The sequence below is a fragment of the Nocardiopsis sp. CNS-639 genome, from assembly GCF_000381685.1.
GTDB classification, from domain to species: domain Bacteria; phylum Actinomycetota; class Actinomycetes; order Streptosporangiales; family Streptosporangiaceae; genus Nocardiopsis; species Nocardiopsis dassonvillei.
Genome location: NZ_KB906870.1, coordinates 67,987 through 82,524, shown reverse-complemented (window position 1 = coordinate 82,524; position 14,538 = coordinate 67,987). Strand labels below are relative to the sequence as shown.

The 14,538-nt window shown below is 73.2% G+C and carries 13 protein-coding genes; 11 read left to right on the top strand and 2 right to left on the bottom strand.

Annotated elements, in window-relative coordinates; translation table 11 throughout:
* Positions 1–232: 232 nt before the first annotated feature.
* Positions 233–943 carry a DUF3105 domain-containing protein gene (locus G011_RS30160; protein ID WP_026338552.1) on the top strand — a complete coding sequence of 237 codons (711 nt, stop codon included), beginning with the start codon at positions 233–235 and terminating at the stop codon, positions 941–943.
* Between the two features lie 103 nt (positions 944–1,046).
* Here the strand turns inward: G011_RS30160 and G011_RS0122430 are convergent, their stop codons facing one another.
* Positions 1,047–1,922 carry an A/G-specific adenine glycosylase gene (locus G011_RS0122430; RefSeq protein WP_019610447.1) on the bottom strand — a complete coding sequence of 292 codons (876 nt, stop codon included), beginning with the start codon at positions 1,920–1,922 and terminating at the stop codon, positions 1,047–1,049.
* Between the two features lie 129 nt (positions 1,923–2,051).
* Between G011_RS0122430 and G011_RS0122425 the strand changes: the two genes are divergently transcribed.
* The 3 genes from G011_RS0122425 to G011_RS0122415 all read left to right on the top strand — a co-directional run bounded on the left by G011_RS0122425 (position 2,052) and on the right by G011_RS0122415 (position 4,304).
* Positions 2,052–2,759 carry a hypothetical protein gene (locus G011_RS0122425; protein WP_019610446.1) on the top strand — a complete coding sequence of 236 codons (708 nt, stop codon included), beginning with the start codon at positions 2,052–2,054 and terminating at the stop codon, positions 2,757–2,759.
* 284 nt (positions 2,760–3,043) lie between these two features.
* The gene (locus tag G011_RS0122420) at positions 3,044–3,757 is read left to right on the top strand and encodes a histidine phosphatase family protein (RefSeq protein ID WP_019610445.1); all 714 of its coding nucleotides are present in this window, start codon (positions 3,044–3,046) and stop codon (positions 3,755–3,757) included.
* A gap of 169 nt (positions 3,758–3,926) precedes the next feature.
* A complete protein-coding gene (locus G011_RS0122415; protein ID WP_019610444.1) occupies positions 3,927–4,304 on the top strand; it encodes an SSI family serine proteinase inhibitor in 378 nt (125 codons plus the stop codon).
* A 26-nt stretch (positions 4,305–4,330) separates the two neighbouring features.
* Here G011_RS0122415 and radA read toward each other — a convergent pair whose 3' ends face one another.
* Positions 4,331–5,713 carry a DNA repair protein RadA gene (gene radA / locus G011_RS0122410; RefSeq protein ID WP_026338551.1) on the bottom strand — a complete coding sequence of 461 codons (1,383 nt, stop codon included), beginning with the start codon at positions 5,711–5,713 and terminating at the stop codon, positions 4,331–4,333.
* A 171-nt stretch (positions 5,714–5,884) separates the two neighbouring features.
* Between radA and G011_RS0122405 the strand changes: the two genes are divergently transcribed.
* The 7 genes from G011_RS0122405 (at position 5,885) to G011_RS0122375 (ending at position 14,448) form a co-directional block, all read left to right on the top strand.
* Positions 5,885–6,799 (top strand): SGNH/GDSL hydrolase family protein, encoded by a 915-nt coding sequence (locus G011_RS0122405; RefSeq protein ID WP_019610442.1) that lies wholly within the window; start codon positions 5,885–5,887, stop codon positions 6,797–6,799.
* 229 nt (positions 6,800–7,028) lie between these two features.
* A complete protein-coding gene (locus G011_RS0122400) occupies positions 7,029–7,646 on the top strand; it encodes a C40 family peptidase (protein WP_019610441.1) in 618 nt (205 codons plus the stop codon).
* A 256-nt stretch (positions 7,647–7,902) separates the two neighbouring features.
* Positions 7,903–8,841 (top strand): sugar phosphate isomerase/epimerase, encoded by a 939-nt coding sequence (locus G011_RS0122395; RefSeq protein WP_013155990.1) that lies wholly within the window; start codon positions 7,903–7,905, stop codon positions 8,839–8,841.
* An 86-nt stretch (positions 8,842–8,927) separates the two neighbouring features.
* The gene (gene proC, locus G011_RS0122390) at positions 8,928–9,722 is read left to right on the top strand and encodes a pyrroline-5-carboxylate reductase (protein ID WP_019610440.1); all 795 of its coding nucleotides are present in this window, start codon (positions 8,928–8,930) and stop codon (positions 9,720–9,722) included.
* 804 nt (positions 9,723–10,526) lie between these two features.
* Positions 10,527–12,065, top strand: coding sequence for a hypothetical protein (locus G011_RS0122385; protein ID WP_019610439.1), 1,539 nt, complete (start codon positions 10,527–10,529; stop codon positions 12,063–12,065).
* Positions 12,066–12,234: 169 nt separating this feature from the next.
* Complete coding sequence (locus G011_RS0122380) at positions 12,235–13,395, top strand: acetoin utilization protein AcuC (RefSeq protein ID WP_019610438.1); 1,161 nt, start codon at positions 12,235–12,237, stop codon at positions 13,393–13,395.
* 255 nt (positions 13,396–13,650) lie between these two features.
* Entirely contained in the window at positions 13,651–14,448 is a 798-nt protein-coding gene (locus tag G011_RS0122375) for a phosphatase (protein WP_013155994.1), read from the top strand.
* Positions 14,449–14,538: the final 90 nt, after the last annotated feature.

Below are 14,538 nucleotides of genomic sequence, written 5' to 3'. Positions count from 1 at the left end.
GCCCGGCATGTTCTAGGGTGCGAACGTGACTCATCCAGATCCCCGACAGCACGGTCCGTGGCAGGCGCGGCAGCCGCAGCCCGGACCCGCTCCACACGGTCCCCGGCCGGGTGAGGCGCCCCCAGGACACCACGGCGCGGTTCCGCCCGGCGGTCCGCCTCCCGGAGGCCAGCCCCCGACCGGCGGTCCGCCTTCCCCGGGGCAGGTCCCCCCGGGCGCGACGCCGCCGCCCATGGGGCCGCAGGGCCCCCACGGCGGTCCGCCCGGCCCCCAGGGTCCCTACGGTCCGCCCGGTCCGTACCCGCACCAGCCCCAGCCGGGCAGGAAGGGCGGGACCGGCCTGATCATCGGGGCCGTTGCCCTGGTCGTCGTCCTCATGCTGGGCGGCGGGATCGCCGCGGTGTGGCTGTTCTCCGGCGGTGGCGGCGGAACCTCCGCGGAGGGCGTCGGCGAGGTGCGGTACTACGAGGGCCTGTCCAGCGAACACGTGGACGAGGGCGAGACCGTCGACTACGGGATGTTCCCGCCCGCGGGCGGGCCGCACTACCCGATCTGGCAGAACTGCGGCGTCTACGACCAGCCCCTGCGCTCGGAGTACGTCGTGCACGCCCAGGAGCACGGCGCCGTGTGGATCGCCTACGACCCCGGGCTCTCCCAGGCGCAGGTCCAGACCCTGGCCGGGTACTACTCGCCCGGCGACTACCTGGTGATCAGCCCCGTGGAGGGCCTGCCCGCCCCGGTGGTGGCGTCGGCCTGGGGCTCCCAGATCCTGCTGGAGGACCCCGAGGACCCGCGCCTGGCGGAGTACCTCGTGGAGTTCGTCCAGGGTGAGAACACCCCCGAGCCGGGCGCGCCGTGCAGCGACGGCCACTCCGGCACCGAGGCCGACCCCGCGGGGGAGACCGGGACCGCCGCGGCGCGGCACCCCGGCCCGCGGACCTGAGACTCCCTTCCCGGCCGCGCCGACCGGGGGGCGGCACCGGGTGTCGGGGTGCGCCCGCCTTCCGGCCGCCGCGCGGCGACCGGCCTTCCCGGACCGGGCGCGCTCAGCCCGGCAGGGCGTACCGGCCGTCGTCCAGGGGGTCCACCAGGCCGTCGGACACCAGCGCGTCCAGGGCCCGCTCGCGCTGGACGTGGTCGTCCCAGACCACGTCCAGCGCGCCCTTGGGCACCGGGTGGGCGGAGTCGCGCAGCACCGCCAGCAGCCGTCCGCGTACCTGGCGGTCGGTGCCCGCGTAGGTCTGGCCGCGCCGGGGCGGACCGTCGTAGGCGGGCTTGCCCGCGAGCCGCCAGGCGCACTGATGGGCGATCGGGCAGTCGGCGCACGCGGGCGTGCGCGCGGTGCACACCAGCGCCCCCAGCTCCATGACGGCCACGCCCCAGCGGGCGGCCACCGAGGGCGCGGACGGCAGCAGGGACTCGGCGAGGGCGGTCTCCGCCTTCGTCTGGGTTTTCGGCGGGTACTGGACCCCGGTTTCGGCTCTCGCCAGGACACGTCGAACGTTCGTGTCCAGAATGGCGTGCCGCTGACCGAAGGCGAAGCTCGCCACCGCCGCCGCGGTGTAGGAGCCCACACCCGGCAGGGACAGCAGGGTTGCGTGGTCCTCGGGGACCCGCCCGCCGTGTTCCTCGGTGATCGCCACCGCGCAGGCGTGCAGGCGCAGCGCCCTGCGCGGGTAGCCGAGCCGGTTCCACATGCGCACAGCCTCACCGGAGGGCTCCCGTGCCAGGTCGGCCGGGGTGGGCCAGCGCTCCATCCAGGCGGTCCAGGCGGGCAGGACACGCACCACGGGCGTCTGCTGGAGCATGATCTCGCTGACCAGGATCGACCACGGTGAGGCGTCGGGCCGTCGCCAGGGGAGGTCGCGGGCGTGACTCTCGTACCACGCCAGAACCGGGGTGCTGTAAGGGTTATCGCTCATCTTTAACTGGGAATCGGCGGGTTGAGTAGGTGAGGTACACGCAAAACCGCAATACTACGGCGCATGGCGTCAAGTACCGGACAACCAGGAGCCGTCAGCCGCGAGACCTACTGGAAGCGGCGAGCCTTCGTGCTGGCCGGGGCCCTGTTGTTGCTCGCGCTCATCGCGTACGCCTGCCGCCCCTCCGGGGAGGAGAGCGGCGAGCCGACCCGCTCGGACGCGGGCATCGAGGCCTCCCCCAGTGTCTCACCCACCGAGCCCTCCGCGGACGCGAGCGAGGAACCCGAGGCCGATCCCTCCGAGGGGGCACGGGAGAGCGCCGACCCCTCCGAGGACGCTGAGGACTCCGGCGGCTCCGCGGCCGGCGACGGCGACTCCGCCGAGGGCGGGGAGGGCGGCGAGGGCGGCGAGGTGCCCGCTCCGGAGCGCCCCGAGGACGCCTGCCGCCCGCAGGACATCGTGGTGACCTTCGAGTACGCGGAGGAGGACCAGGAGGTCTACGGGGCCGGCGCCAACCCGGGTTTCAAGATCACCGTGGTCAACACCGCCGAGCAGACCTGCACCGTGGACGTGGGCGGCGAGGCCATGGAGATCCGCATCCACTCGGGCGACGACCGGATCTTCTCCACCGCCGACTGCGCGGAGAACAAGAGCGCGGAGAAGCGCCAGATCAGCAGGGGCGTCCCGCACGAGTACACGTTCACCTGGGAGCGGATGCGCTCCTTCGAGGACTGCCGCGGCACCGAAGCCTCGGCGCAGCCCGGCTGGTACCGGGCCAACCTGCACGGGGACTACGCCGGGGACCAGCCCGAGCTCCCCTTCCAGCTCAAGGCATGAGCCGCCGCACACCGCGGGGCCGGGGGCGACGCACACCCCCGGCCCCGCGGTGACGGTTCCGCGGTGCGGTGAACCCCTTTACGCCATGGGAGTTGGAGGATACTCTTTCCGCAGTTGGGAGCGCTCCCAAGCGGGCGCTCCTCCGGGGGTGCCCGCTCTCGTCTTCCAAGGAGTCCCCAGGTGAAGGACCTCCTCGTACGGACCGCGGCCCCGGCCCCGGTCGCGGCGCCCGTCGCCCCCGCCCGGGCCGACGGTGGCACGGCGGAGGGAGGCGGGACGCGACGATGCGCTACCGCGGACCGGCGGAACTGACGGTCGTCCGCCACGGGCAGAGCGCGTTCAACGCCGCCCTGGCCGCCGCGCGCGACGGCGGGCGCCTGGACGCGGCGGACCTGCCCGCGCGCAACGCCGACGTGGACCTCACCCCGCTGGGCGTGCGCCAGGCCCGCGCCGTGGGCTCGGGCTGGCTGGCGTCCCTGACCGGCGACCGGCGGCCCGGCGTCGTGTTCTCCTCCACCTACCTGCGCGCCCGCCGCACCGCCGGACTGGCGCTGGAGGCGGCCGGGCTGGTCCTGCCCGTGCACCTGGACGAGCGGCTGCGCGACCACGACGGCGGCCCCTTCACGTTCATGACCCCGGCCATGGTCGACGAGTACGACCCCGAGGAGGCGCCCCGGCGCCTGGCCGACCGGATGCACCACCGACCCGAGCGCGGCGAGTCCCTGGCCGACGTCCTGCTGCGGCTGCGCTCGTTCCTGCGGGACCTGTGCGCGGAGTACCCGGGCGAGCGGGTGCTGCTGTTCGCCCACGAGCCCGTCGTGGTCCTGCTCCGGGGGATCCTGGAGGGCCTGGAGGAGGACGAGGTGTGGCGGACGAGCCGACGGGAACCCGCGGCGGCGGCCTCGGTCAGCCGCTGGACGGCCGACGCCGGGGGAGACCTGCGGCCCGACGGCTACGGAGTCGTGGGGCACCTGTCGGGGGTGTCGGCGCGGGAGTGACGGGGATTCCGACATAACCCCGCATTCTCTGCTTTTCGCCCGGCATTCGGGTCGGGCCGCAACCCCGGCGCAGGGAAATTCCGGCGACCTCGCGGAAAAGCGACAGCTTCGCGTAATGGTTCGATTACCATCCGTGCTGTCTGGAATCCGCACGTCCCTGGAGGCTGTCGTGAATCGCATCGTCCCGGCCCTGGCCGCCGCTCCCGTCCTCGCACTGGCACTCGCCGCGCCCGCGCACGCCGTCGAGGCGGCGCAGACCGGTGAGAGCGGCTACATCCTGCGCGTCCACGGCCTCACCACCGGCGAGACGCGTGAGGTCACCCTGGTGTGCTCCCCCGTCGCCGCGGGCACGCACCCCAGAGCCGCCGAGGCCTGCGAGGCCATCGCCGAAGCCGGTTCGCTGGCGGCGGTCGAGGGCCAGGAGCGGCCCTGCACGTTCGTCTACGACCCGGTGGTCGCCGTGGCCTACGGCACCGAGGACTACCGCGAGGAGTTCTCCAACGAGTGCGTGCTCCTGAGCGAGAAGGGCGTGGTCTTCGACTTCTGACGCGCCGGTTCGCAGGGGATCCGCGCTCAGTCCCCGTCCCGGGGGGCGCGGGCCCGCCGCGACCGCCGGGACACCCGGCTCAGGGCCTCGCTCAGCTCCTCCACCTCGTGGACGCGGATGCCCGGCACCGGGTCGCCGAAGTGCTTGGGCACGACCGCCTCGGTGAAGCCGAGCCGCTGCGCCTCCGCCACCCGGCGCCGCACGCCGCTCACGGTGCGCACGTCACCCGCCAGGCCCACCTCGCCGATCGCGATGAAGCCGACGGGCAGCGCGACGTCGTTGTTGGAGCTGGCCGCCGCCATGGCCAGCGCCAGGTCCACGGCGGGCTCGGTCAGCTTCACACCGCCCACGGTGGAGGCGTACACGTCCATGTTGGCCAGCTTCATGCCCGTGCGCTTCTCCAGCACCGCCAGGATCATGTTCACCCGCGAGGTGTCCAGGCCCGAGGTGGCCCGGCGCGGCGCGGGCAGCGGGGTCGGCGCGACCAGGGCCTGGACCTCGGTGATGAGCGGCCGCCGCCCCTCCAGGGTGACGGTGACGCACGTGCCCGGCACCGGGTCGGTGCGCTCGGTGAGGAACAGCCCGCTCGGATCGGGCAGGCCGACGATGCCGGACTCGGTCAGCTCGAAGCAGCCGATCTCGTCGGTGGGCCCGTAGCGGTTCTTGACCGCGCGCAGCAGCCGCAGCTGGGAGTGGCGCTCGCCCTCGAAGTGCAGCACCACGTCCACCAGGTGCTCCAGCATCCGCGGACCGGCGATGGACCCGTCCTTGGTGACGTGTCCGACGAGCACGGTGGCGATCCCCCGCTCCTTGGCGATCTGGATCAGCGCGCCGGTCACCTGGCGGATCTGGGTGACGCCGCCCGGGACGCCGCTGGCGTCGGGGGAGACCATGGTCTGCACCGAGTCCACGATGAGCAGCCGGGGGCCGACCGCGTCCACGTGGCTGGCCAGGGCGGCGATGGAGGTCTCGGCGGCCAGGTAGAGCTTGTCGGAGAGCGCGCCGAGCCGCTCGGCGCGCAGCCGCACCTGTCCGGCCGACTCCTCCCCGGTCACGTACAGCACGGGGCCCTCGGCCGCGCGCATCGCGGCGACCTCCAGCAGGAGGGTGGACTTGCCCACGCCGGGCTCACCGGCGAGCAGCACCACGCCGCCCGGGACCGCGCCGCCGCCCAGGACCCGGTCGAGCTCGTCGACGCCGGTGGGGACGGCCTCGGCGCTCTCCACGCTGATCTCGGTGATGGGCCGGGCCCGGGAGGTGACGGGCGCGGGCGCGACGGCGGAGGGCGCGGGGGCGCCCGCCTCCTCGACCGTGCCCCAGGCCTGGCACTCGCCGCAGCGGCCCACCCACTTGAGGGTGCTCCATCCGCACTCCGCGCACCGGAACGTGGTCTTCGCTGCCTTCGCCATGGTGGCCACGCTAGCGGCTTCCTGGGACAACTCCGCCGAGAGGAGTAAAGGGACCTTTCGGAGACACATGAAAGTTACCTACGAGTTAGGCGCCTTATCCCGTAGGTCGTGTTAAAGAATTCCTAGGGTCCGACAGCTCCAACGCCCCCGCTCCATGGAGAGGAAACCCGCGTGCCCCGTACATCCGCCACCGCCGCGCCCCGATTCCCGCGCCGTGCCCTGGTCCCCGTGGCCGTCGCCGCGCTGAGCGCGTCCCTGGTCGCCGCGCCCGCCGCCGCCGAGACCGCTCAGGCGCCCGCCTTCGACAGTTACGTCTCCCTCGGCGACTCCTTCGTCGCCGGACCGCTCATCCGGGAGGAGAGGGTCAGCAGCAGCATGCCGCTGCTGGGCTGCCTGCGCACGTCCAACAACTACCCCACGATGCTCGCCGAGCGGATGGGCATCACCGACTTCACGGACGCCAGCTGCTCGGGCGCGGTCGTCAACGACCTCTACGAGCCGCAGTTCGACGACACGCCGCCCCAGCTCGACGCCCTGACGCCGGAGACCGACCTGGTCACGGTCGGGATCGCGGGCAACGACTTCGGCTTCTCCGAGGTGCTCCTGGAGTGCGCCAAGCAGAGCCTGAGCAACCCGCTGGGCGACCCGTGCGCCGAGCACTACGGCGACGAGCTCGACCAGCGCATCGAGGACCTGCGGCCGGAGGTCGCGGGGGTCTACGCCGACATCGCAGAGCGCAGCCCCGACGCCACGGTCCTGGCCGTGGGCTACCTCCAGATCCTGCCCGAGCGCAGGGGCTGCTGGCCGAGTACGCCCATCGCGTGGGGCGACGTGCCCTTCCTGGACCGGGCGCAGACCGCGCTGAACGCGATGATCGCCGAGGAGGCCGAGGCCCAGGGCGCGGTCTTCGTGGACGTCTTCGAGCGCGGCCACGACGTCTGCCAGTCCTCCGACACCCGCTGGGTGGAGGGCCTGATCCCCGAGAACGGGGCCCCGGTGCACCCGAACTACCTCGGTATGCAGGCCACGGCCGACTTCGTGGGAGCCGAGTTGGGGGTCTCCGCGCCCGTGGACGACGCCGCGTAACCCGGGGTGACCGGCAGCCGAGAAGGGGAGTCCGTTCGGTGGTGACCTGAGTGCTTTCGTCCCCCGAAGGTCAAGGACTCTTTACCGTCTTTGGCGGTCGACCGTGCTACGGAGAGTGACATATAGCGTGGTCTGTGTGACGAATGGTGAGGGCGTCGCGACGGGGAGATCCGCGTCACAGTGACGTGGGCGCCGCGACGCTCCGAGCGAGAGCGGGAGAACCACCGTCATGCGAATACCGCGACACCACGAGCAAACGCAGGCCTGTCGTCCCACGGATCCGGGGCGGCAGGCCTCGCCCGTTCCTCCGCGCCGCAGCGGCGGGCGCGCGCTCGCCGTCGCCGCGCTCACCGCGGCCGCCCTGACCGCCGGTACGGCGCCCGCGCTCGCCCAGCCGGCCCAGTCGCTGCAGCCGGTGCGACCGGCGCAGCAGGCCGCGCCCACCGCGCAGGACTCCGCCGGACCCCGGCGCGTCCACATGTCGCTGTCCAGGTCGACGGTGGAGGACGCCATCGACGCCGCCGAGTCCAAGAAGGGCACCCCCTACCGCTGGGGAGGCACCGGCCCCAACGGCTTCGACTGCTCGGGACTCGTCCAGTGGGCCTACAAGCAGGCCGGGGTGGACCTGCCCCGCATCGCCCACGACCAGGTCGGCGCCGGGACCCGGGTCTCCTACTCCAACGCCCGCAGGGGCGACATCCTGTACTGGGCCGACAGCGGCGGCTACGCCTACCACGTCGCCATCTACCTCGGTGACGGGCGCATGATCGACGCGCCGAACTCGGGGGACCACGTCCGCGAACGGGACGTCCACAAGCACGGTCTCGCAGGCGCCGTACGGCTCTGAGACGGGCGGGCCTCGCGCAGCGCGCTGACGGCCCCCGCACACGCCGGGGAGTGAACCCGGCCGGGCCCGACCGCCCCGACGACGTGGCGGTCGGCAATCACGAACCAGGGCTCCGCGGGTGCACCCGCGGGCCCTCCCACCACCGCCGCGCGACCGCGCCCCGCACCCCCCGTGGGGGAGGGCGTGGGGAGAACGGCACGCCGCGTTCACACGGGCGGTACGCACACGAGGGGTGTTAGCGCATACTCTGGTTGGCGTGAGCCCTATCCAGGTCCCAGACGCGCCCGTCGTCCTGTCGTCGGCGTCGGTCTACCCGGAGAAGACCCCGGCCGCCTTCGAGATCGCCGCGAAGCTGGGGTACGACGGCGTGGAGGTGCTCGTCTCCTCCGATCCGGCAAGCCAGGACATCGACCTCCTACGGCGCCTCTCGGACTACCACCAGATCCCCGTCACCGCGGTCCACTCACCCTGCCTGGTCCTGACCCAGCGGGTGTGGGGCAGGGAGCCCTGGGGCAAACTCGTCCGCTCCAAGGAGATGGCCGAGGCCCTGGGCGCCAAGACGATCGTGGTGCACCCCGCCTTCCGATGGCAGCGCGACTACGCCCGCGAGTTCGAGACCGGTATCTCCCGCATGCAGGACGAGACCGACGTCGTCTTCGCCGTGGAGAACATGTACCCGGTGCGCGTGCGCGACCGCGAGGTCGTCCCCTACGCGCCGAGCTGGAACCCGCTCGACCGCGACTACCCCGACGTCACGCTCGACCTGTCGCACACCGCCATGTCCGGCTCCGACGCCATGGACATGGCCAAGCGCCTGGGCGACCGCCTCTCCCACATCCACGTGGCCGACGGCATCGGCGGCCAGAACCTCGACGAGCACCTCATCCCCGGGCGCGGACGCCAGCCGGTGGGCGAGCTGCTGGAGTACCTGGCCGGGAACGGCTTCGAGGGCCAGCTGGTCCTGGAGGTCAGCACCCGCAAGGCCCCCGACCGCCAGGCGCGCATGCGCGAGCTGGCCGAGGCCCTGGCCTTCACCCGGCTGCACTTCGCCCGGACCGCGGGCCCCGGCGACCGGCCGCGCGACCGCCGCGAGCGCATCGCGCTGCTGCGCCGCGCCCCCTCGGCGCCGCCCCGCCGCTTCGCGGTCGACGAGGGCGGCACCGTGGACGACAAGGGCACCGTCGACCCCGAGTGAGGGCCGGGTGTCCACGGAGTGGGATCCGGTGTCCACGCGGGGTCACCGGTGCCGTTAGCGTGGGGGCATCCGCAGGAAGGACCTTCATGATCGCCATCATCGGTGCCGGGAAGATGGGCGAGGCTCTGCTCGCCGGAATGCTGGCCACGGGCCACGCGCCGGAGGACGTCCTCGTCACCGAGCCGCGCGAGGAGCACGCCGGGGAGCTGCGCGCCCGCTACGGGATCGAGGTGGTCCCGGCCGCGGACGCCGCCAAGCGCGCCGACACCCTCCTGCTCGCGCTCAAGCCCCAGGACATGGTGGCGCTGCTGGACGACCTGGCGCCGCGCCTGTCCTCCTCCTGCCTCGTGATCTCCGTCGCGGCCGGGATCACCACCGCCGTGCTGGAGGAGCACCTGCCCTCCGGAACCCCCGTCGTCCGGGCGATGCCCAACACGCCCGCCCTGATGGGGCAGGGGATGACCGCGATCGCGGGAGGCGCCCACACCGGTGAGGCCCACCTGGACCGCGCCGAGGCGCTGCTGGGCACGGTCGGCGATGTCATCCGCGTGGGCGAGCACCACATGGACACCGTCACCGCCATCTCCGGCAGCGGCCCCGCCTACTTCTACTTCATCGCCGAGACGATGATCGAGGCCGGTGTGGCGATGGGGATGCCGCGCGCCACCGCGCAGAAGCTGGTCGGCCAGACCATCACGGGCGCCGCCGCGATGCTCAACGGCTCGGGCGAGCACCCGGTCGTGCTGCGCGAGGCCGTCACCTCGCCGGGCGGCACCACCGCCGCCGCGCTGCGCGAGCTGGAGCGGCACGGCGTGCGCACGGCCTTCACCGACGCCATCGAGGCGGCCAGAGACCGCAGCAACGCGCTCTCCGGAAGCTGACGAGGCCCTGGGGCCGGGCGAAGCGCGCCGTTGGGGTCGTTCCGCCCGGAGGCGGGACGGAGCGCGGGCTGGCGCCACGCCTCCCCAGGGGGCGCGGAGCGGACCGCTGACGGCGGCCCGGCACCCGTGGGGCCGGGCCGACGGTGCTGGCCGGTCGGGGGCCGCCGTTTCGCCGGAGGCCCCGGGCCCGCCCCGCCGCGGTGAGATGGCCGGAAGCGGCCCGCTCCGGGGGGGTCCGATGTCGGGGGACCTGGGTAGTGTCTTCGGTGAAGGGTGTACACGGCCCCCTCGGTCCCGTACGCGCGGGATCTCCCCCATCTCCTGATTCCAGGGTCCTCCATGACTTCTTCCCCTCCCCCGCCCGACCCTTCCCAGCCGCCCGGCGGAGGCTTCCCGCCCCCGGGGCCCGAGCCTTCCGGCCCGACCGGCGCCAACCCCGCGGGGAGCGGCCCCACAGGAGGCGACCCCGCGGGGGGCGGCCCCGCCCAGGGCGGTCCGACCGGGGCCAACCCGTCCGGAGGGGCCTTCCACGGCGGTGCGCCGACCGGCGGTAGGCCCGCCGGTGGCGCGCCCACCGGGGGCACACCCGCGGGCGGGATGTACTCGGGCGGTGTGCCCGGCCCGCCCCCGGGCGGTATGCCCCCCATGGGGCCTCCTCCCGGCGGAAGGCCGCCGGGCATGATGCCGCCCCCGGGCGGGACGCCGCAGGGCGGTCGGCCTCCCATGGGACCGCCTCCGGGCGGACCTCCCCCCGGCGGTATGCCCCCCGGCGGTCCGCCGCCGATGGGACCCCCTCCCGGTGGCATGCCCCCCGGCGGGCCTCCTCCGGGTCAGTTCGGCCCGCCGCCGCCCCCGAAGCCGCCCAGGCTCGGCCTGTTCTCCTCCCCGTCCGCGCTGCGCACCTCGCTGCTCAACGCCTCGGGCATGGGAGCCGGGTACGTCTACCTGCGCCAGTGGCCGTTCTTCGCCGCCGCGCTCATCATCACCCTCGGCCTGCTGGTCACCGCCGCCGTCCTCGGCGCCGCCGACAACCTCCTCCTGTGGGCGTCGATCCTCGTGGCCTGGTTCGCCGCCGCGGCCGTGCACGGCCTGTTCGCGGGGCGTGCCCGCGACGAGCGCCTGCTCGGCGGGGGAGAACAGCCCTCCAAGCGGGCGCTGCCCCTCCTCACCGCCGCCGGACTGGCGCTCGCCCTGCTGGTGACCCTCACCGGTGTGTGGCAGGCGGGGGAGTGGCGGCTGCGCGTCGCCGACGCGGCCCACGCCCGCGGCGAGTGCGCGACCTCCGAGGCGGTCGCCGCCTACGGGAGCGTGGAGGACCTCTTCCAGCTCTCCTTCTCCCCGTCGCTCATGTCGCGCGCCCGCGCCGGCGCCGAGGCCTGCGCACTCCTGGACCTGGCCCAGTCCGACGTGGCCAACGAGGCGTACGCGCAGGCCCTGGACTCCTACGCCGCCTACTTCGAGCACCCCGCCGCCCGCTGGGAGGACACCGACGGCGAGGTCGCCGACATCCACCTCTCCTACGCCGCCGATCTGGTGGCCTCGGCCGAGGAGGACTTCGACGGCGAGGTCACCGACGGGTACCGCGAGAGCATGCGGCGGGCGCACGAGATCTACACCGTGATCCCGGCGGACTACGAGGGCACCGGGGCCGCGGGCCAGGTCCCCACCGCCCTCACCGAGCTCTACGACACCGGCACCGCCGAGTACGCCGCCGAGAACTGGTGTGCGGGCTTCGACCAGATCGACATGTTCTCCGACCTGGCCTGGGAGACCGTCCCCGAGATCGCCGAGCGCATCACCACCGAGCGCCCCGACGCCGCCTTCAACTGCGGCTGGGACAGCGTGGACGGCGGCTCGCTCGACACCGCCGACGAGATGGTCGCCCTCCTGGAGGCGGAGTACCCCGACCACGAGACCGACGAGGTCGAGCGGATGGTCACCCACATCGGCGCCGGGCGCATCGAGGAGAGGATGGACGCCATGACCTCGCTCGGCGAGGTCGACTTCGCACCCGCCCCCACCGGCAGCTCCGGCAGTGACAAGAGCGTCCTGGAGATCACCAACAACACCCCGTACGAGATGCAGTTCCTCTACGTCGGGCCGGACGCCGTCCACGAGGAGATCATCACCCCCGCGTGCGAGGACTGCGAGGTCTACAGCTCGCCGCCCTCGGGCAACTCCTGCTTCGACGACGGCGACGTCATGCGCGTCGAACTCGAACCGGGCGAGTACCGGGTGCTGCTCACCTCGAAGGACTCGCTCTTCGGGGCGGCACCCCTGCACGGCACCGTCGACCTCTCCGGCGGCGACCTGTACGAGTCCTGCTACTTCGTCACCGAGTAGCCGGGGTCCGGACGCCGCGGTCCGGCACGGGGGCCGACCCCCGTGCCGGACCGGGCAGCCAACCCCGGGGTTCGTCCACGCGTGCGGTTGTGCGTACTGTGTGCTTCGGAGCACGCACACCTGAAACGGGGGTCACCACATGGGAGGGCGCACGTCCTGCTCGCTTCGGGTGGCATGGGACGACGGACTCACGGCCTACGACTTCGGTCCGCAGCACCCGATGGCGCCGATACGCGTCGAGCTGACCATGGCGCTCAGCCGCGAACTCGGCGTGCTGGACGCGCCGGGGGTCGGACTCCTGGACGTCGAACCCGCCTCGGACGAACTCCTGTCCCTCGTGCACGACCCCGCCTACATCGAGGCGGTCAAGCGCGCGGGCCGCACGCTGGAGCCGGACGACGCCCACATGCTGGGCACCTCCGACAACCCCGTCTTCAAGGACATGCACGACGCCGCCGCGCTCATCTCCGGCGCGTCCGTGGCCGCCGCGCGGGCGGTGTGGAGCGGGGAGACCGCGCACGCGGCCAACATCGCGGGCGGCCTGCACCACGCCATGCGCGGCAACGCCTGGGGCTTCTGCGTCTACAACGACCCCGCCCTGGCCATCGCCTGGCTGCTGGAGCAGGGGGCCAAGCGCGTCGCCTACGTGGACGTGGACGTCCACCACGGCGACGGCGTCCAGAACGCCTTCTACAACGACCCGCGCGTGCTCACCATCAGCCTCCACGAGTCCCCGGCGACCCTGTTCCCCGGCACCGGCCAGGCCTCCGAGACCGGCGGCCCGGACGCCGAGGGGTACGCGGTCAACGTCGCCCTGCCCGCGGGCACCGGCGACAACGGCTGGCACCGCGCCTTCGACGCCGTCGTGCCGCCGCTGCTGCACGAGTTCCAGCCCGAGATCCTGGTGACCCAGCAGGGCTGCGACACCCACGCCCTGGACCCGCTCGCCAACCTCACCCTGAGCGTGGACGGCCAGCGCCGCGCCTACGCCGAGCTGCACGAGCTGGCCCGCAAGACGGCGGGCGGCCGCTGGCTGCTGTTCGGCGGCGGCGGGTACGGGCTGGTCCACGTCGTCCCCCGCGCCTGGACCCACCTGCTGGGCGAGGCCGCGGGCCGTCCCATCGACCCCGACACCGAGACCCCGCAGGGCTGGCGCGACTTCGTGCGCCAGCGCACGGGGGAGCTGGCGCCGCTGTACATGACCGACGGGCGCGAGGTCGTCTTCGACCACTTCGTGGACGGCTACGACCCGGGTGACCCGGTGGACCGGGCCATCCACGCGACCCGGACCGCGGTCTTCCCCAGCCACGGGATCGACCCGAGCCTGTAGGGGGCGGCCCTTCCGCGTCGTCGCGGTTCGGGCCGCCGATCCGGTGCCGGCAGGGGTTCACGGGGTTCCGGGCGGCTCACGGGACGGCCCCCATAACACCCCGGTGTCGACCGGCGTGAATTCCGGAGGAGCCGCGCGTGTCGCGTCCGAAGCGGGTAGGACAGAGGTTGAATACCGGGCGAACAGGAGCAGGCGCCGTGGTGGCCGCCCAGCGTGGCGCACGCTCGCTGCGCAGACGAGGAAGGGGAGCGCCAGGTGACGCCGCCGACACGCGCTGAACTGATCACCTATCTGGTGCGCACGGGAATCGCCGGGCACGTCGACACCCCACGCCAGAACAACCTGCGGCACTACCGGCGGCTCGTACAGAAGGACCCCTACCACCAGTTCGGCCTCACCTTCTCCCACGACTGGACCTACTCCGAGGTCCTGGCGCTGATGAGCAAGCGCTGCGGCGTGGTGGCCGACGAGGAGTACGTGTGGGGGATCGACACCATCGACCCCGACCTGACCATCGACGCCCTGGAGGCCTTCGCCGACCGGCTGGCCCTGGCCGCCGAGCGCCGGGAACGGGTCCTGTTCGCCACCGGCCACCCCCGCAACCTCCGCGAGACCTACCGCGCCTGGAAGGACGCCCTCGCCGAACGCGGGTGCCAGGTCCTCACCGCTGGCGGCGGCTATTCCTACGAAGTGACCACGGAGCGTCCCCCGAACCGGCGGATCGTGGTGTGGGAGGACGACATCGCCATCGTCACGGACGGTCGCCTCGCCCGCCACAGCCACCACCCCTTCGCCATGCGTGCCATTCTCGCGGACCTCGCGGACCGCGGTGAGGCATGGCCGCAGTTGGTCATCGCCGACCACGGGTTCGCGGGTGCGGCGGGTGAGGCGGGAGTGCCCGCGATGGGTTTCGCCGACTGCAACGACCCCGCCCTCTTCCTCGCCGAGGCCGAGGGGAAACTACTGGTCACGGTGCCTTTGGACGACGGTTACCTGACCGAGGACTACGCCCCTCTGCGCGAATACGTTCTCGCCCGGGCCGGTCTCCTGTGAGCAGGGGGAGACCATTTATACCCACCGTTAAACCTCATCCGACCCGCCATCAACACATAGCGCCGAAGACAGGCCCAACGGCCTTTCGCT